General features: G+C 71.9%; 18 protein-coding genes. 13 read left to right on the forward strand and 5 right to left on the reverse strand.

Annotated features, from left to right (window positions below):
• The first annotated feature begins 118 nt into the window (after positions 1-118).
• Genes hmgA through ACZ6TU_RS21450 form a run of 3 tightly spaced genes read left to right on the forward strand, consistent with a single transcriptional unit; the run spans position 119 to position 3440 of the window.
• On the forward strand, positions 119-1480 hold the full coding sequence (hmgA, locus tag ACZ6TU_RS21440) for a homogentisate 1,2-dioxygenase (protein WP_469550260.1): 1362 nt from the start codon (positions 119-121) through the stop codon (positions 1478-1480).
• A 26-nt stretch (positions 1481-1506) separates the two neighbouring features.
• Entirely contained in the window at positions 1507-2256 is a 750-nt protein-coding gene (locus ACZ6TU_RS21445; RefSeq protein ID WP_467675747.1) for a GntR family transcriptional regulator, read from the forward strand.
• 26 nt (positions 2257-2282) lie between these two features.
• Positions 2283-3440 carry a type ISP restriction/modification enzyme gene (locus ACZ6TU_RS21450; protein ID WP_469550411.1) on the forward strand — a complete coding sequence of 386 codons (1158 nt, stop codon included), beginning with the start codon at positions 2283-2285 and terminating at the stop codon, positions 3438-3440.
• On the opposite strand, the gene ACZ6TU_RS21455 is transcribed toward ACZ6TU_RS21450, so the two are convergent.
• Positions 3437-4153: a TetR/AcrR family transcriptional regulator gene (locus ACZ6TU_RS21455; RefSeq protein ID WP_467675749.1), complete on the reverse strand. Its 717-nt coding sequence runs from the start codon at positions 4151-4153 to the stop codon at positions 3437-3439. The genes ACZ6TU_RS21450 and ACZ6TU_RS21455 overlap by 4 nt on opposite strands.
• 63 nt (positions 4154-4216) lie before the next feature.
• Between ACZ6TU_RS21455 and ACZ6TU_RS21460 the strand changes: the two genes are divergently transcribed.
• Positions 4217-5179 carry an ATP-binding cassette domain-containing protein gene (locus ACZ6TU_RS21460; protein WP_467675751.1) on the forward strand — a complete coding sequence of 321 codons (963 nt, stop codon included), beginning with the start codon at positions 4217-4219 and terminating at the stop codon, positions 5177-5179.
• The gene (locus ACZ6TU_RS21465; protein WP_467675753.1) at positions 5176-5958 is read left to right on the forward strand and encodes an ABC transporter permease; all 783 of its coding nucleotides are present in this window, start codon (positions 5176-5178) and stop codon (positions 5956-5958) included. Before ACZ6TU_RS21460 ends, ACZ6TU_RS21465 begins: the two co-directional genes overlap by 4 nt.
• Before the next feature lie 182 nt (positions 5959-6140).
• On the opposite strand, the gene ACZ6TU_RS21470 is transcribed toward ACZ6TU_RS21465, so the two are convergent.
• The 3 genes from ACZ6TU_RS21470 to ACZ6TU_RS21480 all read right to left on the reverse strand — a co-directional run bounded on the left by ACZ6TU_RS21470 (position 6141) and on the right by ACZ6TU_RS21480 (position 7891).
• Entirely contained in the window at positions 6141-6407 is a 267-nt protein-coding gene (locus ACZ6TU_RS21470; protein WP_059422390.1) for a hypothetical protein, read from the reverse strand.
• Between the two features lie 126 nt (positions 6408-6533).
• Positions 6534-7352, reverse strand: coding sequence for an anti-sigma factor (locus ACZ6TU_RS21475; protein WP_467675755.1), 819 nt, complete (start codon positions 7350-7352; stop codon positions 6534-6536).
• Positions 7349-7891, reverse strand: coding sequence for a sigma-70 family RNA polymerase sigma factor (locus tag ACZ6TU_RS21480; RefSeq protein WP_467675757.1), 543 nt, complete (start codon positions 7889-7891; stop codon positions 7349-7351). The genes ACZ6TU_RS21475 and ACZ6TU_RS21480 overlap by 4 nt, the downstream gene beginning before the upstream one ends.
• Before the next feature lie 227 nt (positions 7892-8118).
• Between ACZ6TU_RS21480 and ACZ6TU_RS21485 the strand changes: the two genes are divergently transcribed.
• The 4 genes from ACZ6TU_RS21485 to ACZ6TU_RS21500 all read left to right on the forward strand — a co-directional run bounded on the left by ACZ6TU_RS21485 (position 8119) and on the right by ACZ6TU_RS21500 (position 14757).
• Positions 8119-9651: a DUF4331 domain-containing protein gene (locus tag ACZ6TU_RS21485; protein ID WP_467675759.1), complete on the forward strand. Its 1533-nt coding sequence runs from the start codon at positions 8119-8121 to the stop codon at positions 9649-9651.
• Positions 9652-9759: 108 nt separating this feature from the next.
• Positions 9760-11463: a tetratricopeptide repeat protein gene (locus ACZ6TU_RS21490; RefSeq protein ID WP_469550264.1), complete on the forward strand. Its 1704-nt coding sequence runs from the start codon at positions 9760-9762 to the stop codon at positions 11461-11463.
• Positions 11460-13040 (forward strand): HoxN/HupN/NixA family nickel/cobalt transporter, encoded by a 1581-nt coding sequence (locus ACZ6TU_RS21495; protein ID WP_467675763.1) that lies wholly within the window; start codon positions 11460-11462, stop codon positions 13038-13040. Before ACZ6TU_RS21490 ends, ACZ6TU_RS21495 begins: the two co-directional genes overlap by 4 nt.
• Before the next feature lie 79 nt (positions 13041-13119).
• Positions 13120-14757, forward strand: coding sequence for a serine/threonine-protein kinase (locus tag ACZ6TU_RS21500; protein WP_469550269.1), 1638 nt, complete (start codon positions 13120-13122; stop codon positions 14755-14757).
• A 4-nt stretch (positions 14758-14761) separates the two neighbouring features.
• On the opposite strand, the gene ACZ6TU_RS21505 is transcribed toward ACZ6TU_RS21500, so the two are convergent.
• Complete coding sequence (locus ACZ6TU_RS21505; RefSeq protein WP_467675766.1) at positions 14762-15568, reverse strand: SGNH/GDSL hydrolase family protein; 807 nt, start codon at positions 15566-15568, stop codon at positions 14762-14764.
• Between the two features lie 335 nt (positions 15569-15903).
• Here ACZ6TU_RS21505 and ACZ6TU_RS21510 point away from each other — a divergent pair, with 335 nt between their 5' ends.
• From ACZ6TU_RS21510 to ACZ6TU_RS21525, 4 genes are all read left to right on the forward strand, one after another.
• Entirely contained in the window at positions 15904-17112 is a 1209-nt protein-coding gene (locus ACZ6TU_RS21510; protein ID WP_467675768.1) for a S8 family peptidase, read from the forward strand.
• 491 nt (positions 17113-17603) lie between these two features.
• Positions 17604-18425 (forward strand): glycosyltransferase family 2 protein, encoded by an 822-nt coding sequence (locus ACZ6TU_RS21515; RefSeq protein ID WP_467675770.1) that lies wholly within the window; start codon positions 17604-17606, stop codon positions 18423-18425.
• Positions 18422-19474 carry a glycosyltransferase family 2 protein gene (locus ACZ6TU_RS21520; RefSeq protein ID WP_467675772.1) on the forward strand — a complete coding sequence of 351 codons (1053 nt, stop codon included), beginning with the start codon at positions 18422-18424 and terminating at the stop codon, positions 19472-19474. The genes ACZ6TU_RS21515 and ACZ6TU_RS21520 overlap by 4 nt, the downstream gene beginning before the upstream one ends.
• Complete coding sequence (locus ACZ6TU_RS21525) at positions 19471-20271, forward strand: polysaccharide deacetylase family protein (RefSeq protein WP_467675773.1); 801 nt, start codon at positions 19471-19473, stop codon at positions 20269-20271. The genes ACZ6TU_RS21520 and ACZ6TU_RS21525 overlap by 4 nt, the downstream gene beginning before the upstream one ends.
• The last annotated feature ends 31 nt before the right edge of the window (positions 20272-20302 follow it).

The raw sequence follows: 20302 nt of genomic DNA on the forward strand, positions 1-20302 counted from the left end.
GTCGGGTTCCCCTCCTCCGCCGAGAGGAGGTCCCACAGGTCGGCGTGTCCCTCTTGCGCCGCGGAAATCGCAATCCTACGGTGTCACATAGGAATCGGACCGCAAGGGAGCAGCGATCATGGGCGATGGGGGTACCTCCCGCGCGAGCGGGTTCGAGCGTGAGGGAGCGCGGAAAACCGCCGAAGGGCTGACCTATCTCTCCGGCTTCGGCAACGAGCACAGCTCCGAGGCCGTCCCGGGCGCACTGCCGGAGGGCCGCAACTCGCCCCAGCGGGCGCCGCTCGGGCTGTACGCGGAACAGCTGAGCGGTACGGCCTTCACCGAGCCCCGGGCCCACAACCGCCGCTCGTGGCTGTACCGGATCCGCCCGTCGGCCGCGCACCCGGCGTTCACCCGCACGCACAACGGCTCGATCCGTACCGCACCCTTCACCCAGACCGTGCCCGACCCCAACCGCCTGCGCTGGAACCCCCTCCCCGACCCGGCGCCGGAGACCGACTTCCTGGCCGGCCTGTGGACCCTGGGCGGCAACGGTGACGCCACCCAGCGCACCGGCATCGCCGTCCACCTCTACGCCGCCAACGCCTCGATGGACCGGGTGTTCAGCGATGCCGACGGCGAGCTACTGATCGTCCCGGAGCGCGGCGGGCTGCTGCTGCGGACGGAGTTCGGTCCGCTCCATGTGGAGCCGGGCCATGTGGCGCTCATTCCGCGTGGGGTCCGCTTCCGTGTGGAGCTCCTGGACGGGTCAGCCCGCGGTTATGTGTGCGAGAACTACGGGGCGCCCTTCCGCCTCCCCGACCTGGGCCCGATCGGCGCGAACGGCCTCGCCAACGCCCGGGACTTCCGCGCCCCGGTCGCCGCGTACGAGGACGTCGAGGGCCCGGTGGAGGTGGTGAACAAGTTCTGCGGCAACCTGTGGACAGCCACGTACGACCACTCCCCGCTCGATGTCGTCGCCTGGCACGGCAACCATGTGCCGTACATCTACGACCTTCGCCGTTTCAATGTGCTCGGCACCATCACGTACGACCACCCGGACCCGTCGATCTTCACGGTGCTGACGTCTCCGTCGGACACTCCGGGCCTGGCGGGTGTCGACTTCGTGGTGTTCGCACCACGCTGGCTCGTGGGCGAGGACACCTTCCGGCCGCCGTACTTCCACCGGAACGTGATGACGGAGTACATGGGCCTCATCGAGGGCGCGTACGACGCGAAGGCGGCCGGAAAGGGGGGCTTCGTGCCGGGCGGCGGCTCGCTGCACAACATGATGTCGGCGCACGGCCCGGACCGGGAGACCTTCGACCGGGCGAGCGCCGCCGAGCTGAGGCCCCAGAAGATCGACGACGGCCTGGCGTTCATGTTCGAGACGCGCTGGCCGCTCACCCTCACATCGCAAGCGGCCCGTGCCGAACACCTCCAGCAGCGCTACGACGACGTCTGGCAGGGCCTGGAGCGGCACTTCCGTCCCTTGCACTGAACAGCCCCGACCGGTACGGATGGCCCGTGACCTCCTTCGCTCCGGACTCGATCGTCCTGAACCGCAAGCTGCCGCTCTGGTATCAGGTGTCGCAGTCGCTGCGCGCCTCGATCCTCGGCCGCTCACCCCAGGACCCGCTGCGCCTGCCCACCGAGGAGCAGCTGGCCGGGCACTACGGCGTGAGCGTGCTGACCATGCGGCAGGCGCTGAAGGAGCTGGAGGACGAGGGGCTCATCTCGCGCCACCGGCGGCGCGGCACGTTCATCGAGCCGCACGCGCGCCGGGGTTCCCCGGTCCGCCTGCTCGGCTCGGTGGACGCGATCGTGGCCCAGCAGTCCGGCATGACGACCGAGCTGCTGGACCACGGCACCGCCCCGGTGCCGGCCGAACTCGCCGAGTTCTTCCCGGATCTGCCCGAGGTGGCGACGTACCACCGGCTGCGCGGCGACGAGAAGACCGGTGAGCCGACCAACCACGCCCGCAACTACGTGCGCCCCGAACTGGCCGCGCGCATGGACCTGGACGACCTGGTCCGCTGGCCCATGACCAAGGTGCTGCGGGACGTCGCCGGAGCGGACATCAGCCGTATCACGGACACGGTGGAGGCCCGCCTGGCCGACCCGGAGACCGCGAAACTGCTCCAAGTGCCGCTGCTCAGCCCGATCCTGCACTACACGGGCATCACGTACGACGCCGGCGGGCGGCCTCTGGACGTGGCCGTCATCCAGTACCGGGGGGACCGCTTCTCCTTCACGGTGACCCTGGACGCTACCTGACCGGCGTGTCGGAGCCACACCGTACGATGCCCTGCGTGACGCACGACGACGCTCCGCTGCTGGCGGACCTCATGCCGTGGTCCGTCGCACCGCCGCGGCTCGGCCGGGGGTGGCCGGCGGGCCCCGACGCGGCGTCCCTGAAGGCCCGCTGGGACGCTCTGATGAAGGCCGAGGGACCCGACCGCGAGAGCCTGTTCGAGCCGACCCGCTCGCGCACGCCGCACACGGCGGTCGGCCAGTTGCCCGGTCAGGCCGGCAGCGGCACGGAGAAGCTGGCTCGCGCCTCGGGGCCGTGCCCGGAGCCGGTGCGCGTGCTGTACGCCCCCTTCGACGAGCAGTGGCTGATCCCCGACCAGCGGCTGATCGACGCGGCGCGCCCGGAGCTGTGGCGGGTGGCGGACGAACGGCAGGTCTTCGTGCTGGAGATGCCCGAGGCGCTCGCCCCGCGCCTGCTCGTCACCTCACTGCTCCCGCTGCTCCGGCCCGGCCGTGTCCGCCCGCTGTTCCGGCGACCCGGCGGGCGGGAACCCAACCTGGCCCCCGGCCTGCTGGAGTATCTGAGCGCCCGCCTGGGCAGCGCCCCCACGCCCCTGGACGTGCTGGCCTGGCTCACGGCGACGGCCCGCCCGGACCTCTCCGTCCCGCTCACCGGGGACGCCGACGCCTGGGCGCGAGGCCTGGAGCTGGGCCACCGGCTGCTGTGGCTGATGCGCCGCGACGGCGAACGCCCCAAGCTCCCCGGCGGCCGCCGCCCCTACGTCCGCGCCCCGCTGCCCTCCCGCCCCCTGACCCTGCACTACGACAGGGACGAGGAGGCTCTCCTGCTGGACGAGGGCCGCATCTCCCCGGTGCCGCCGGAGGCCTGGGACTTCGAGGTGGGCGGGGTGCGCGTGCTGGAGCAGTGGTTCACGGCGCGTGTCACCGAGGCCGAGCCGGGCACACTCGCCGCGATCCGCCCGGCCACGTGGCCCCAGGCCTGGACGTCGGAGCTGCTGGAACTGGTCACGGTCCTGGCCCTGCTGGCCGAACTGCGCCCGCTTGAGGAGCCGGCGGCCCCCGACCCGATCACGACGGCCGAGCTGCGCGAGGCCGGGGTCCTCCCGGTGCCGGCGTCGGCCCGCCGCCCGGCCTCGGTGCTGGACGGCCCCGAGGAGGGCCCGCAGGGACAGCTCGCGCTGCTCTAGCGCAGGTCGGGGTCGTAGGCGTCCAGTACGCGTTCGAGGGCCCGCCTGAACACTGCTTCCAGATCGACGGGCCCGCTCTGCTCCTTGAAGGCCGCGGCCAGTCGCGGATACGCGCCGGTGGCCACCTGGCTGCCCAGATAGGCCATCCGGACCGCGTTCTCCTCCTCCTCGGACCACGGCATGGAGCGGGTTCGCTCGACGGTCGCGATGTCGTTCGCGGTGTACGTCGTCACGACCCCGTTGAGCAGTGCGATCAGCTCCGTCTTCGTACCGGCCGGAGCGTCGAGCGGTTCGAGGCAGGCCAGGCAGTGCTCCAGGTAGCGCAGGGTGTTGGGGCTGAAGCCGAACATCCCCGACATCAGGCGCGGCACCCAGGTGTGGCGGTACATGATGGCCCGCGTCTCCTCCGCGTTGCGGAGCATGTCGGCGCGCCAGTCGCCCGTGGGCTCGAACAGCTCGTGCTCGGCACCGACGGCGTCCACCATCAGCTCGTGCAGGTCCTCCTTGCGGGGGACGTAGTTGTACAGCGACATGGTGCCGCAGCCCAGTTCCGCCGCGACATGCCGCATCGACACCGCGTCCAGCCCCTCCGCGTCGGCGATCCGCACCGCCGCCGCCGCGATGTCGGCGCGGGTGAACGCCGGTTTCGGCCCACGTCCGGTGCGCTCGGGGCGCGCCCAGATCACTTCGGGTACGGCAGCTCGGCCCGCCATCGATCATCACCTCGGCCACCATCCTAGTTACGTACAGCGTACGTAGTGCGCTATGGTCATGCCATGACTTCTACGTACGCTGTACTTAGTGACGGTCTGGAGAAACGGTTCGGGAAGGTCCACGCACTGCGCGGGCTGGATCTCGCGGTGGCCGAGGGGACGGTGTGCGGGGTCCTCGGGCCGAACGGGGCGGGCAAGACCACGGCCGTACGGCTGCTGACCACGCTGCTGCGGCCGGACGCGGGCTCCGCGCGGGTCGCCGGGCACGATCTCGCCCGGGAGGCCGCCGCCGTACGGAGCCGGATCGGTGTCACCGGGCAGGACACGTCGATCGACGGGGACCTCACCGGACGTCAGAACCTGCTGCTCTTCGGCCGGCTGCACCGGGTGCGCGGTCCCGCCGGCCGGACCACCGAACTCCTCGACCGCTTCGGGCTGGCCGAGGCCGCCGACCGGCCCGCCTCCACCTACTCCGGCGGCATGCGGCGTCGGCTGGACCTGGCGGCGAGCCTGATCCGCCGCCCCGAGGTGCTGTTCCTGGACGAGCCGACGACCGGCCTCGACCCGTCCAGCCGCAACCTCATCTGGGACGCGGTGCGCGACCTGACCGCCGAGGGCACGACCGTGCTCCTCACCACCCAGTACCTGGAAGAGGCCGACCAGCTCGCCGACGACATCGCCCTGGTGGACCGGGGCCGGGTCGCGCACACCGGGTCGCCGGCGCAGCTCAAGGCGCTCGTCGGGGCGCACGCCGAGGTCGTCGTGACGGACGCGGACGCGCTGGCGAAGGCGGCGGCGGTCCTCGACCAGCTCACGGGCGCGCAGCCGTCCTTCGACCACGAGCGGAACGCCGTCGGCGCGATCGCCAAGGACCCGACGCTCACCCTTCCCCTGCTCGTTCGCACGCTGGACTCGGCGGGCGTGCCGCTGCTCGACGTGAGCCTGCGGCCACCGACCCTCGACGACGTCTTCCTGCGCCTCACGGACACCACGACCACGACCGGCGAAAAGGAGCGTGCCGCATGAGCATGCTGGCGTACGACGGGACCGCGATGCTGGGCCGCCAGCTGCTGCGGATGCGGAACAACCCGGGTCTGCTGATCCTCACCCAGACGATGCCGGTCAGCATGCTGCTGTTCTTCGGCTACGTCTTCGGCAGCGCGCTGGCGATGCCGGGCGAGGCGTACCGGTCGTTCCTCGTGCCGGGTCTGCTGGTGGCGACCGCCGCGGGCGGGATCATGACCGGCATGTTCCAGGCGGCCCAGGACACCCACCGGGGCGTGACGGACCGCTTCCGTACGCTGCCGATGAGCCGGGCCGCCGTACCGCTGGGGCAGGCGGCCGCGGACGTGGTGGTCACGGCCGCCGGGACGGTGCCGTTCCTGCTGGTCGGACTCGCCGTGGGCTGGCGGGTCGAGGGCGGCGTGCTCGAAGCGGCGGGAGCCGTCGGGCTGTTGCTGCTCTTCCGCTTCGCGTGCACGTGGGCCGGGATCTACCTCGGCCTGCTCACCCGGAACGAGGAGGCGGCCGGTCAGCTGGGCGGGGCGACGTTCCTGCTGCCACTGCTGTCCAGTGCGTACATCCCGACCAGCGGGCTGCCGGGGTGGCTGCGGACGGTCGCCGAGTGGAATCCGATCAGCGCGGTGGCGACGGCCCTGCGGGACCTCTTCGGCAACGCGCCCGTGCCCGAGGGGGCGGCCTGGCCGGTGGCCCACCCCGTCGCGGGGTCACTCATGTGGTGCGCCGTGCTGCTGGGGATGTTCGTGCCGCTGGCCGTGCGTCAGTACGCGCACGGGGAGCGGTGAAGGGGCGGCCGGAAGACCGAAGCCGGACGACGCCCCCGGTCACTGCCGGGCGGGGATGAGGCACCGACTGGGGGGGGACCGCGCTCGGGTACACACCTGGCGCCGCTGCGTGCCGTGGGGATGACGGACGACGAGTGCGCAGCGTTACGCCAGGGGTGGTGTGACCGCCCGAGCGCGGGCCCCTACCTGCCGCCGAACAGCGAGCGGCGCAGCCTACGCAGCGGCGCGAAGAGCGAGACGCGGCGCACGCGTGCTCCCCTGCCACTGCGGTCCTGCGGTTGACGCGCGGTCAGTTCACGCATCAGCGAGGTCGCCTCGACCGTCTCCCGCTGCGGGACGGCAGGACCACCCAGCACCGAGAGGTGGCGGTCGAGGCGCGAACTGGTCGCGCTGCTCCCGCAGGTGATCGCAGGGACCCTCGCCCTGCTGCGCACTGTTATCTGTTCCATGTCACTCCCCACCCGTACGAGTCCACCCGGCCCGGGCAGGTTAACCCTATCGCCCCGGCCGGGCACTCGTGTATCGCGGTCACAGGATTCACCTTCCCCACAAGGGGGTTGACGATGTATGCCCAATTACTCTCCGAATCCAACAGATTTCAGGGCGAGTTGGACGATTGGCTGGGTGGTGGGCTGCGGCGATCCGCCGTCGGGCTCGACGGTTACGGCCAGTGACGTCGCGGAGGTGCCGAGATCCGTCGCGACCAGGGGCGTGTCGCCCTCGAAGAGGCCCAGGGAGCGTGGTTGCGCGCCCGGGCGCATGAGCCACAACTGGTGCACTCGGCCGCCCGGCGGGGCACCGTATCCGCCGAGGGTGACCACCGCGCTCCCCTCCGTTGCGGAAGCGATCACTCCGATTGTTCTGCCCCGCCCGTCCCGGCCGCTGCTCGCACGGGCGTCGGGAGCCGCGAGAACGTGGGCGATCTCACGTGACCGGTCCCGCTCGGCGGTCAGCTGGTCCTGGGTCCGGTTCGCCTGCACCGCGAACAGCGAGGCGACGACGAGGGCCGCGGCGGCGGTGGCCGTGGCGAAGGGCACGAACAGCGGGATCCGGCGCCGCTCCCGCTGCCGCGGCGGCGGCTGGGTGCCCCACACGTGCGGCGGCAGCTGCGGCGCTCGCACGCGTACCGGCTCACGCGCCGCGTTCTGCGGCGCCGGTTCCTGCGGAGTCGTCCGTACGGCGGCCATGACCCGGTCGCGCAGGGCGGCGGGGGGCGGGGCGGCCGTGGACCAGGCGAGCCGGACGGCGTCCTCGGACAGGGCGCGCACCTCGGCGGCGCAGCGGCCGCAGTCCCTCAGGTGCTTCTCGAAGCGGACCCGCTCCGGGGGTTCCAGGGCGTCGAGCGCGTAGGGCGCGGCGAGCGAGTGCGGGTCCTCGCGGCGGAAGAGACTCATGCCACGCCTCCCAGGCACTCGCGCATCCGGGTCAGCCCGTCGCGCATCCGGGTCTTGACGGTGCCCAGCGGCAGGGAGAGCCGCTCGGCCACTTCACGGTAGGTGTAGCCCTCGTAGTAGGCGAGGGTGACGGACTGCCGCTGGAGTTCCGTGAGGCGGTCCAGGCAGACGCGTACCCACTCGCGTTCGAGTCCCGCCTCGACCTCCTCGGTGACCTGGTCGAAGGCCGGGTGGTGGGCGCGCCAGGCCTCCCGCTGCTCACGCTCGCCGGCCGCGCGGGCGCTGCGCACCCGGTCGACGGCACGGCGGTGGGCGAGGGTGAGGATCCACGACATCGCGCTGCCCCGGCCCGGGTCGAACTTCGCTGCCGAGCGCCACAGTTCGAGCAGCACCTCCTGAGCCACCTCCTCCGACTGGGCGGGGTCGCGCACCACTCGCCGTACGAGCCCGAACACCGGGCCGGACACCAGCCCGTACAACTCCTCGAAGGCATTGTGGTCCCCACCCGCCACGAGCAGCAGCAGCTCGTCCGCCTCCACTCGGTCCCCCTCTCCCAGGCCACATCGGGCCTGTCCCCTCACACGAGGCATTCGCAACGCACACACCTCCGGATGGGGTTACGGATCAGCGCGCCGAAAACGCGGGTCGCCCGGCGATGAAACAACTTCCCCGACGCGCCGTAAGAACGTTTGAGATTCGACCAATCCGCTTCGCCGACCGCTCCGAATGGCGTGTGTCAGGCAAGTTGGCACGGAGGACGGACGGCATGACACCTATCTCCAGGACCGGTGCGGGACGCACGAGCATCGCGACCGTGATCTGTGGCGCGCTGGCCGCCGGCGGGCTCGCAGCCGCCGGTGTGACCGCGCTGGAACCTGAGGCGGCCTCCGCCTCCAGCCACCGCGAGGCCCCGCTGATCTCGGGGACCCCGCAGTTCGACAACACCGACGTGTACGCGTTCGTCAGCCCGGACAAGCCGGACACGACGACCATCGTCGCGAACTGGATCCCCTTCGAGGAACCGGCCGGCGGGCCCAACTTCTTCACGTTCGCCGAGGACGCCCAGTACGACCTGCGCATCGACAGCAACGGCGACGCGCAGGAAGACCTGCTCTTCCGGTACACGTTCAAGACGCACACGAAGAACGACAAGACGTTCCTCTACAACACGGGCCCGGTCGAGAGCCTCGACGACCCCGACCTCAACATCACGCAGACGTACGACCTCGAGCTGATCAAGCTGCGGAAGCTGAAGGCCGTGTCGAAGACCAAGGTCGCCGACGACGTGCCGGTTGCGCCGTCGAACGTCGGCAAGGCGTCGATGCCTGACTACAACACCCTGCGCAAGCAGGCGGTCCACAAACTCGCCGGCGGCGCCCAGACGTTCGCCGGGCAGGCCGACGACCCGTTCTTCCTGGACCTCAGGGTCTTCGACCTGCTGTACGGCGGGAACCTCTCCGAGGTCGGCAACGACACCCTCAAGGGCTACAACGTCAACTCGATCGCCCTGCAGGTCCCCAACAGCTTCATCACCGAGTCGCACGAGCAGCCGGTCGTCGGCATCTGGTCGACGACGCAGCGCAAGAACGCCCAGGGCTACTTCGCGCAGGTCTCGCGCCTCGGCAACCCGCTGGTCAACGAGGTCGTCAACCCGCTGAAGGACAAGGACAAGTTCAACGCTTCCGCGCCGCGGGACGACGCACAGTTCCTGGAGAACGTCACCAACCCGGAGTTGCCCAAGCTCATCGAGGCGATCTACAAGATCCCGGCGCCCGACGAGCCGCGCAACGACCTGGTCGACGTGTTCCTGAAGGGCGTCAAGGACCTCAACCAGCCGCCGCACGTGACGCCGTCGGAGCAGCTGCGTCTCAACACGTCCATCAAGCCGGCCGCGAAGCCCAAGCGGCTGGGTGTCCTGGACGGCGACAACGCGGGCTTCCCGAACGGGCGGCGGCTGACGGACGACGTGATCGACGCCTCGCTCCAGGTCGTCGAGGGTGAGCTGCTGGGCGCGAAGAACGACCTGGGTGACGCGGTCGACAAGAACGACAAGGACTTCGAGAAGGCCTTCCCGTACGTCGCCCTGCCGACGGAGGGGTCGCGCGGGCCGCTCGCCAAGGGCGTGGAGGGCGGCAACGACGTCCGCAGCCAGCTCGGCGACGCGCTCCAGCCGGCCAACGCTCAGGGCTCGGACGACATGCGTCTGATCGCCGCGTCCGCCGGGGCCGGGGCGGGCGGAATCGTCCTGGTCGGAGCAGCCCTCATGTGGTGGCGCCGCATGCGGAACCGGGCGTACTGACCCGCTCCGCTCCCACCGACCGGCGCGGCCCGTTTCCCGTCCCCCACGGCACGGGCCGCGCCTCTGTCTCACCCCCACCGCACCCGCACAGCCGACTGAGGAGAGGCCATGCCTCCGCGTACGACGGACAGCGCACCGGAGAGGCGCGACGACGACCACCCGCGCCCGGACCAGGAGTCCGACGGAGAGAGCTCGACGGGGCGGGGTCCGGAGCGAGCCGGCCTGGACTCCGACGGTGCCGGGGCGGAAGCGGGGCCGGGCGGGGACGCGGCCGCCGAGGCGGACGACGGGGCGCGCCCGCACTCATCCGACGGGGCAGAGCACGGGCACGGCAGCCCCAGCTCTCCCCCCGAGAACGAGGAGAACGCCGCCGACGCCGAAAGCGTCTCCCGTCCCCAGGCTCCCTGCGAGACCGGCGCCGGTGTCGAGCCGCGCGTGGCCGCGATGCGGCGGGCCGCTGACCGAGGGCGCCGTTGGCGGGCTGCTCATCTGGCCGGCTGCGCCGCGCTGTTGGCTGTCGCGCTGACCGGCGGGGCGGTCGCCTTCGGGGGTGTGAGGGACGGTCGCGCGGGGGCCGGTGTCGAGGCCGTGTCCGCGGGTGGGGCGCTGGCGCCCGGCGTACTGGCCCGGGGGGATCTCGACTCGGGGATCGGGTCCCTGCAGAAGCATCTTCGCGCCCAGCCCAGGGACTTCGGCAGCTGGGCCACCCTCGGGATCGCCTACGTCGAACAGGCCCGGACGAAAGGCGACCCCTCGCGGTATCCGCAGGCCGAGCGCGCGCTGAAGCGGTCCCTGGAGCTGGACCCCGGTAACGACCAGGCTCTCGCCGGCCGTGCCGCCCTCGCCGCCGCCCGGCACGACTTCACCGGCGCGCTGAAGGACGCCGACCGGGCCCTGAAGCAGAACCCCTACAACGAACGCGCCCTGTGCACCCGTATCGACGCCCTCGTCGAACTCGGCCGGTACGAGGACGCCGCCGAGGCCGCCCGCACGGCCGACGACAGGCGGCCCGGGGTGCCCGTCTTCACGCGGTACGCGTACGTGAAGGAGCTGCGCGGCGACGTCCGTACGGCGCGTGACGTGCTGGAGCGCGCCCTGGAATCCGCCGACTCGCCCGCCGACATCGCGTACGTCGCCACCGCCCTCGGGCAACTCGCCTGGAACCAGGGCGAGTACAAGACGGCTCTCGACCACTACGCCCGCGCCCTCGCCGCCGACGAGGACTACCTCCCCGCCCTGGAGGGCCGCGCCCGCGCCCAGGCCGCGAACGGCGACCGCGCGGCCGCCGTCGAGGGACTGGAGCAGGTTGTCGCCCGCTTCCCGCTGCCCGGCCCGCTCGTCGCCCTCGGCGAGCTGTACGACGACCGCGGCGCCGACGGCGACCGGGCGAAGGCCGGCGACCAGTACGCCCTCGTCGACGCCTGGACGTCCCTCGCCCGCGCGGGCGGTGTCAACGCCGACCTCGACTCGGCCATGGCCGCCGCCGACCACGGCGACAAGAAGGAGGCCCTGCGCGCCGCCCGCGCCGAGTGGAACCGCCGGCACAGCGTGCACACCGCCGACGCCCTCGCCTGGGCCCTGCACGTCAACGGCCGCGACGAGGAAGCCCTGCCGTACGCCCGCCGCGCCACCGCCACCGGCTACCGCAACGCCGGTTTCCTCTACCACCGCGGGATGATCGAACGCGCCACCGGAGACGAGCGCGAGTCCCGCGACCATCTGAAGGCCGCGCTCGACCTGAACCCCGGCTTCTCGCCGCTCGGCGCCCGCGAGGCCCGTACCGCGCTCAAGGACCTGGAGGGGACCCGGTGACCCTGCGCCGACTGTTCGCGTCCGGTGCCGCCGTCCTCACGGCCGCCTGCGCGCTCACCCTGCTCCCCGCCGGCGCGGCGAGCGCCCACCCTCTGGGCAACTTCACCGTCAACCGCTACGACGGTCTGGTCGCCGCCCCCGGCGAACTCCGGGTCCACCACGTCGAGGACCTCGCCGAGATCCCGGCGACCCAGGCGGGACCGGACATCGAGCGGCTGGGCATCACCCTGTGGGCCCGCGAGCGGTGCGCCGCGGCCGCCGCGGACAGCGAGGTCACCGTCGACGGACGCGGCACCCGGCTCACCACCGGGCGCAGCCACGCGCGCGTGCGGCCCGGACAGGCGGGGCTCGACACCCTCCGCGTGGAATGCGAACTGACCGCTCCCCTCCCGTCGGACAAGGAGACCGTGTCGCTCGCCTTCCGTGGCGCGGGCGCCTCCTCCGGCCCGGGCTGGCGGGAGATCACGGCTCGGGGCGACCGTATGACGCTCACCGGGTCGGACGTACCGGAGAAGTCGATATCGGCCGAACTGACCCACTACCCCGAGGAGTTGCTCTCCTCCCCGGCCGACACCGCGGCCGCCGCCCTGCGCGTGCGCCCCGGCGGTGCGGCCCTGGCCGAGGAGGAGTCGGACGCCCCCGCCGCCTCCGTGCTGCCGCGCGGCGCCGACCGCTGGACGCGGGCCCTGGACGACCTGGTCGCCCGGCACGACCTCACCGCGGGCTTCGCCGCGCTGGCCCTGCTCATCGCCGTCGTCCTCGGCGCGATGCACGCGCTCGCCCCGGGCCACGGCAAGACCATCATGGCCGCGACGGCGGCGGCCCGGGGCGGTCAGGCCCGGATGAAGGACGTCCTGCCCATGGCCGCCTCGGTGACGGTCACCCACACCCTGGGCGTGGTCGCCCTGGGCCTCCTGGTGACGGCCGGTTCGGCGGCGGCCCCCTCGGTGATCGCCTGGCTCGGCGTGGCCAGCGGGATCCTGGTGACCCTGGCGGGCGCGAGCCTGGTCCGCCGTGCCCTGCGCAACCGCGCGCACACCCACCACCACGGCCATGGCGGCCACACCCACACACACGACGACGAGAGCCACAGCCACGCGCACGACCACCATCACGACCACGATCACCACGAGCACGATCACGACCACCCGCACGACCACACCCACCCCCACTCCCATCCCCACACGGTCGAGCACACCCACGGCGGGTTCACCCACTCCCACCCCGTCGCCCCCACCCTCCGCGGCACGATCCTCATGGGCTTCGCGGGCGGGCTCGTGCCCAGCCCGTCCGCCGTGGTGGTGCTCGTCGGTGCCGCGGCCCTCGGTCAGGCCTGGTTCGGTCTGCTGCTGGTCGTCGCGTACGGCGTCGGGCTCGCGCTCACCCTCACGGCCGCCGGATACGCCGTCGTCAAGGCGGGCAGCGGAATGACCCGGCTCCTGGACCGGCGCCCCCGCTGGACGGCGGGCCCGATGGCGGCCCTGGTGCGCCGGACCGCCCCACTCGGCTCGGCCTTCGCCGTGCTGGTACTCGGGGCCGGACTGGTGTTCAAGGGGGCGGCATCCGCACTGGGCTGAGTTACGTTCGTGAGGAAATCCGACCTCATGGGGAAAACAGACCTCGTGGAGATTTCGCCCGGCTGCGAATGGGGGCGCCGTGTCCGAAGAACCGGGCCATGAGCGTGTGATCGCGGGCCGCTACCGGCTCCTGGCACCGCTCGGCGAGGGCGGTATGGGGACCGTGTGGCGCGCCCGCGACGAGGTGCTGCACCGCGAGGTCGCCGTCAAGGAGGTGCGCGCCCCGGCCGGGCTGGGGGGCGACGACGTGCGGCGGATGTACGCCCGGCTGGAGCGGGAGGCGTGGGCGGCGGCCCGGGTCGCCAACCGCAACGTGGTCACGGTGTACGACGTGGCGACGGACGGCGGCCGGCCGTGGATCGTCATGGAACTGGTCCGCGGGCTCTCCCTGGCCGAGGTCCTGGACGCCGAGGGCCCGATGCCGCCCCAGCGTGCCGCGCACATCGGCGCCGAGGTGCTGGCCGCGCTGCGGGCCGCGCACGAGGCCGGGGTGCTGCACCGGGACGTGAAACCGGCCAATGTGCTGATCGCGAACGACGGCCGGATCGTGCTCACCGACTTCGGGATCGCGATGGTCGAGGGCAGCTCCGCGCTGACCATGACCGGGGAGGTCATCGGCTCGCCCGAGTTCCTCGCCCCGGAGCGGGCGCTCGGCCGCACGCCGGGCCCGGAGTCCGACCTGTGGTCGCTCGGTGTGCTGCTCTACGCTGCGGTCGAGGGCCATTCCCCGTTCCGTCACGACACCCCGCTGAGCACGCTGCGCGCGATCGTCGACGAGGAGCTGCCGCCGCCGTACCGGGCCGGGCCGCTGGCCCCGGTCATCGAGGGGCTGCTGCGCAAGGATCCCGCGCAGCGGCTGCCGGCCGGGCGGGCCGAGCAGGACCTGCGGGTCATCGGCGCGGGCGGCTCGCCGCGCGCGGACACCGTACGGGCGGTGCCGTATCCGCCGACGGTGGCGGGCCACCCCGAGCCCTCACCCACGCCCCCGATGCCCTTCCCGGGGCAGGCGGCGGCGTCCGGTTCCGGTGGGACGACGACGGCCACCCGTCAGGACCGTGACCGCCGGGCCGGCCGGGTGCTGGTCGCGGGCGTGATCGCGCTGGCGCTCGCGGTGGGCGGGCTGACGTACGCGCTGCTGAACGGCGGGGACGGCGACGGGAACGGCGACCGGGGTGCCGGGGCCAGTACGCCCGCCGAGACCAAGGATCCGCCGCAGAGCACCGGGAGCGGGAAGTCCAGTCCTTCCCCGACGCCGAGCGAGAGCGAGAGCGAGGAGAGCAGTCCGCCGCCGCAGTCGGTGCGGGTCGGCCTGGACGGCACGCGCACGGACTACTCGGGCACGTGTCCGCCGCCGAGCGCTCAGGCGCCGAGGTTCACGGCGACGTTCACGGTGGGGCGGCTGCCGGCCGAGGTGCGCTACCGCTGGGTGACGCAGGACGGCTCGGTGCTCGACGGTGGCTGGAAGACCCTGTCGTTCCCGGAGGGCGACGGCCGTACGAAGCAGGACGCGGTGACCGTGACGACGGACGCGGAGACCGGGACCTTCGAGAACGAGATCAGTGTCGAGGTGCGGGAGCCGGTACGGACGACGTCCGAGTCGGTGCCGTTCTCGATCACGTGCGAGACGGAGACCCCGACGGGCGGGGCCTCCCCTTCTCCTTCGGACACGGAGTCGAACACGGAGTCGGACACGGAGTCCGACACGGACTCCGGCTGAGCGGTCAGTCGTTGGCGTTGAGCACGGGCAGGTAACCGCCCGACTGGCCGAGGGCCTTCGGGTGGTACGACTCGCCGATGTTGAGCAGGTTGAGGCTGTGCAGCCAGGAGTCGCCGGAGCAGATCTCGTGGCCGGTGAAGGTCGGGCGTACGTCGCCGAAGGTGAAGCCGTGGTTCGCGACGCGTTTGGCGATGGCGGTGTTGAGATGGTCGGAGGCGTCGTTGATGGCCTTGCGCTTGGCCTCGGAGAGGCCGAGGCAGGTGGCGCCGAGCTTGTAGAAGCGGGGGTAGCCGAGCACGACGACGTGGGCGTTGGGTGCCTTGGAGCGGATCGCCGAGTACACGCTGTCGAGCTTGCCGGGCAGCGTGGAGTCGACGTACGCCCGTGCGGTGTTGATGCGGGAGATGCAGGCGCTGTCGGACTGGGTCACACAGGTCGTCATGACGTCGGCGAATCCGGCGTCGTTGCCCCCGATGCTGAGGGAGACGAGGGCGGTGGCGGCACTGAGCGGGGCGAGCTGGCCGGCCAGGACGTCACCCGTTCGGGCACCCGAGCAGGCCGTGAAGTTGAACGTCGAGGGTGAGTGGGCGGCGGCCCAGAGGTAGGGGTAGGCCTTCGTGCTGCGCTTGCATTCGCCGCTGGAGGCGATGTAGCTGCCGGCGCCGGTTCCGGAGGAGTAGGAGTCTCCGAGCGCCACATATCCGCCAGTTGCGGCGAGTGGTGAGGCCTGCGCCGCGGCTGCCCCGGTGAGGGCGGTGCCGACGGCGAGGAGGAGCGAGCTCAGGAGGACGACAAATCGGGAACGTCTCATGGAACCTCCTATAGCAGGATCTCTGCCACAACCGTCATAGCAGTGACGCGCGTTGACAGGAAGTGTCCATGCCAAGCCTTTTCGGCCCTTTCCGGGATGGACGCGGCGCGTTCACCCCACGTCTTGTTACGCATCCACCACCCTTTGTTACGTGCCCATGACAGATTTGTTGACTAGCGCTCAACTCCTTGTTCTACGCCGGTAGATGGTCGACGCTTTACTCCGGCCGCGAGCGGAACGCGACGCTCCCGGCCGTGTGCGCGAGCACGCGCACAACCCCCACATGACGCGCGCCCCACCCAGGCGCGCGCCGCCTAGAGGAGGACTCCCTCGTAATGGCACAACTGCGTAGCAAGAGACTCGGGTTCGCCGCGATCACCCTGTCGGCGACCGCCGCCCTCGTGGGCGGGCTCACCGCCCTCCCCGCCCAGGCCGCCGCTCCCGCCGAGGGCCGGGTGCTCGCCGCGGACTCCCCCGCCGCGATCAAGGACAGCTACATCGTCACGCTCAAGAAGAGCGCGGGCCTGAAGGCGTCCTCGGCCGCGGGCAAGGGCCTCGTCAAGGAGTACGGCGGCTCGGTCCAGAAGACGTTCGGCAAGGCGCTGAACGGCTACTCCGCCACCCTCTCCGCCACCGAGGCCAGGCGCCTCGCCGCCGACCCGGCGGTGGCCTCGGTCGAGCAGAACCAGCGCGTCCAGCTCTCCGCGACCCAGACCAACGCCCCCTGGGGCCTGGACCGCATCGACCAGACCTCGCTCCCGCTCTCCGGCAGCTACACCTACCCGGACAGCGCGGGCAGCGGCGTGACGGTCTATGTGATCGACACCGGTGTGCGCATCACCCACCAGCAGATCAGCGGCCGTGCGGCGCACGGTTACGACGCCGTCGACGGCGACAACAACGCCTCCGACGGCAACGGCCACGGCACCCATGTGGCCACCACGATCGCGGGCTCGACCTACGGCGTCGCCAAGAAGGCGAAAATCGTGGGCGTGCGCGTGCTGAACAACAGCGGCTCCGGCACCACGGCCGGTGTGGTCGCGGGCATCGACTGGGTGACGAAGAACCACTCCGGTCCGTCGGTGGCCAACATGTCCCTCGGCGGCGGCGCCTCCGCCGCACTGGACACGGCGGTCCGCAACTCCATAGCCAGCGGCGTCACCTACGCCGTCGCCGCGGGCAACAGCAGCACCACCGCCTCCTCGTCCTCCCCGGCCCGGGTCGCCGAGGCGATCACGGTCGGCGCCACCACCAGCACCGACGCCAAGGCGAGCTACTCCAACTACGGCTCGGCCCTGGACATCTTCGCGCCCGGCTCCTCCATCACGGCCGGCTGGCACACCAGCGACACCGCGACCAACACCATCTCCGGCACCTCGATGGCGACCCCGCACGTCGCGGGCGCGGCGGCGGTCTACCTGGCGGGCCACACCACCTCCACGCCGGCCCAGGTCGCCTCGGCCCTGGTCGGCGGCGCCACCACCGGCAAGGTCACCAGCGCGGGTTCGGGCTCGCCGAACCGGCTGCTGAAGCTCGTGCCGTAACCGGCACGGACACAAGCACGGACACCAGCACCTGAACAACCGTTCCCCGGAGGCTCGACCCGCCTCCGGGGAACGGTTGTTTCCGTCACCGGAACCTTTCAACTTGCGACCCACGAAGCGCATCCCACAACGACCAAACCAACAAAAACGTGAGAGGACGTTCCAGGTCTTGCCATACGGGTTCAATCGTCAATACCGTCATACATCTCACCCGCATCGGTCCGTCAGCACGCGGCTCTAGGGGAGGGCTCAAGGACCGCGACGGCCGGCGCGGGGCGCGGTAGGGGGGTGCCGTGCTCGGTGACCGCAGCTGTCTCCGGGCCGTGCCGCGCGGTCGGCTGCCGTTTTCCGCTGTCGACCAGCTTTGCCAGCTCACCCGGCGTGCCCGAAGCTCCATCTCGGCGTGCCACGGGTGAGAACCCCCCTTTCGAACCGGATTGGATCCGGACTGCCCTGGGGGGGCGGTCCACCGGACGAGAGGGACCAGACTCATGAGCTCAGTTCTGCAGCCGGCCGCGGCGGACCAGCATCCGCCGACCGCCGGGAAGTACCGGCCCGTCTCCTCTCACCTGGCCATAGCGCCGCCGGTGAGCGTGGTCATCCCGGCCATGAACGAGGCGGACAACCTTCCGTACGTCTTCAAGACCCTGCCCGACTGGATCCACGAAGTGGTCCTGGTCGACGGCAACTCCACCGACGACACCGTCCAGGTGGCCCGCGAGCTGTGGCCCGACGTCAAGGTCGTCGAGCAGCGCGGCAAGGGCAAGGGCGACGCCCTGATCACCGGGTTCCAGGCGTGCACCGGCGACATCATCGTGATGGTCGACGCGGACGGCTCGGCGGACGGCAACGAGATCGTGTCGTACGTCTCCGCCCTGGTCTCCGGTGCGGACTTCGCCAAGGGCTCCCGCTTCGCCAACGGCGGCGGCACGGACGACATGACCTTCATCCGCAAGCTCGGCAACTGGGCGCTGTGCACGGTCGTCAACCGCAAGTTCGGCGCCCGCTACACCGACCTGTGCTACGGCTACAACGCGTTCTGGCGGCACTGCCTCGACAAGATCGACCTCGACTGCACCGGCTTCGAGGTCGAGACGCTGATGAACATCCGGGTCGTCAAGGCCGGGCTCAAGGTGCAGGAGATCCCGAGCCACGAGTACCTGCGCATCCACGGCACCAGTAATCTGCGGGCCGTGCGGGACGGGCTGCGCGTGCTGCGGGTGATCCTCCAGGAGCGCTCCAACCGCCGTGCCCTGCGCCGCCGTTCACCGCAGTCGCCGATGCTTGACGCCATGCGGGGAGAGGTGTCTTGAGCGGTCCCGGCATCTCCGTCGTGATCTGCGCGTACACCGAGGACCGCTGGGAGGACATCCTCGCGGCGGTCTCCTCGGTGCGGGCGCAGTCACGGCCCGCCCTGGAGACACTGCTGGTCGTCGACCACAACGAGACGCTCCGGGAGCGGCTGGCCAAGGAGTACAAGGAACCCTCCGGCGGCGCTGTGGTGCGGGTGCTCGCCAACGCGGGCCCCCGCGGCCTGTCCGCCGGCCGCAACACCGGGATCGCGGCCGCGCGCGGCGAGGTCGTCGCCTTCCTCGACGACGACGCCGTGGCCGAGCGCGACTGGCTCCTGCACTTCGCCGAGGCGTACGCCGACCCGCGCGTGATGGCGGTCGGCGGGCGCACGGAGCCCGTCTGGGCGTCGGGGCGGCGGCCCGCCTGGTTCCCCGAGGAGTTCGACTGGGTGGTGGGCTGCACCTACCGGGGCCTGCCGCGCGGCCGGGTCCGGGTGCGCAACGTGCTCGGCGGCAACGCCTCGTTCCGCCGCAGCGCCTTCGACGCGGCGGGCGGCTTCGCCACCGGCATCGGCCGGGACGGCGACAAACGCCCGCTGGGCTGCGAGGAGACGGAACTGTGCATCCGTCTCAGCCGGGCCCGGCCCGACGCGGTGCTGCTGATCGACGACCGGGCGGTGATCCACCACCGGGTGCCGGAGGCCCGCGAGCACTTCCGCTACTTCCGCACGCGCACGTACGCCGAGGGCCTGTCCAAGGCCCTGGTCGCCCGGAGTGTCGGCGCCGACAAGGGACTGGAGTCCGAACGCCGGTACGCCACCCGGGTCCTGCCGGCCGGAGTGGCCCGGGGGCTGCGGGACGCGCTGCTGGCCCGGCCGGGCGGTGCCGGGCGTGCGGGGGCGATCGTCGCCGGGGTGCTGACGGCGGCGGGCGGATACGTGGTGGGCGGCGTGCGGGCCCGCCGGGGCGGGACCACGTTCTCGGTGCCCGAGCTCTCGGCCCCCGGGGCGGATGCCGCGGCTCCGCGCGTGCCTGCCGAGGGAGCGGCGCTGGAAGGGGCGGGTCCGTGAGTGACGTACGCGTACCGATCCTCATGTACCACGCGGTCGCGACCGATCCGAACGACGCGACCCGTGCCCTGTCCGTGACCCCCGACGCGTTCGCCGAGCAGATGGCGGTGCTCGCGGACCGGGGTCTCAGCCCCGTCACCACCGCCGAGCTGGCGGCGTGCTGGCGCTCCGGCCGCGCGCTGCCCGAGCGGCCGGTCCTCATCACGTTCGACGACGGCTACGAGGGTGTGCACCGGCACGCCCTGCCCGTGCTCGCCAAGCACGGCTTCCCGGCCACCCTGTTCGTCTCGACCGGGTGGATCCGGGGGCCGTACGACACCGGCGGCGGCCTGGACACCATGCTGGACTGGGACCAGGTCCGCGAGCTCGCGGCGGCGGGCGTCGAGATCGGCGGGCACAGCCACAGCCACCCACAGCTCGACCGGGTCTCCGACGCCACGCTGCGGTTCGAGCTGATCCACTGCAAGGAGATCGTCGCTGACCAACTGGGCACCGTACCGGCCTCGTTCGCCTATCCCTACGGCTACTCCAGCCGCCGGGTCCGGCAGGCGGTGCGCGAGACGGGGTACGCCCAGGCACTCGCCGTCGGCAACGGCCTCGCGCGCCGCGTGCAGGGGCCGTACGCCCTGCGGCGCGTGACGGTGCGCCGCAGCACGGGCACCGACGAGTTCGAGCGGGTGGTCGAGGGCCGTGCGATCGCCCGTACGTTCGCCAGGGACCGTGCCCTGACCAAGGGGTACGCCGTGGTCCGCAGGACACGCCAGGCACGCCGGCTGGTCTCCCGCTTCGGGGTCTGACCTCCACCTGGGGAACACGCCGCGTGCACCG

It is taken from the genome of Streptomyces sp. NPDC052064 (assembly GCF_055585925.1).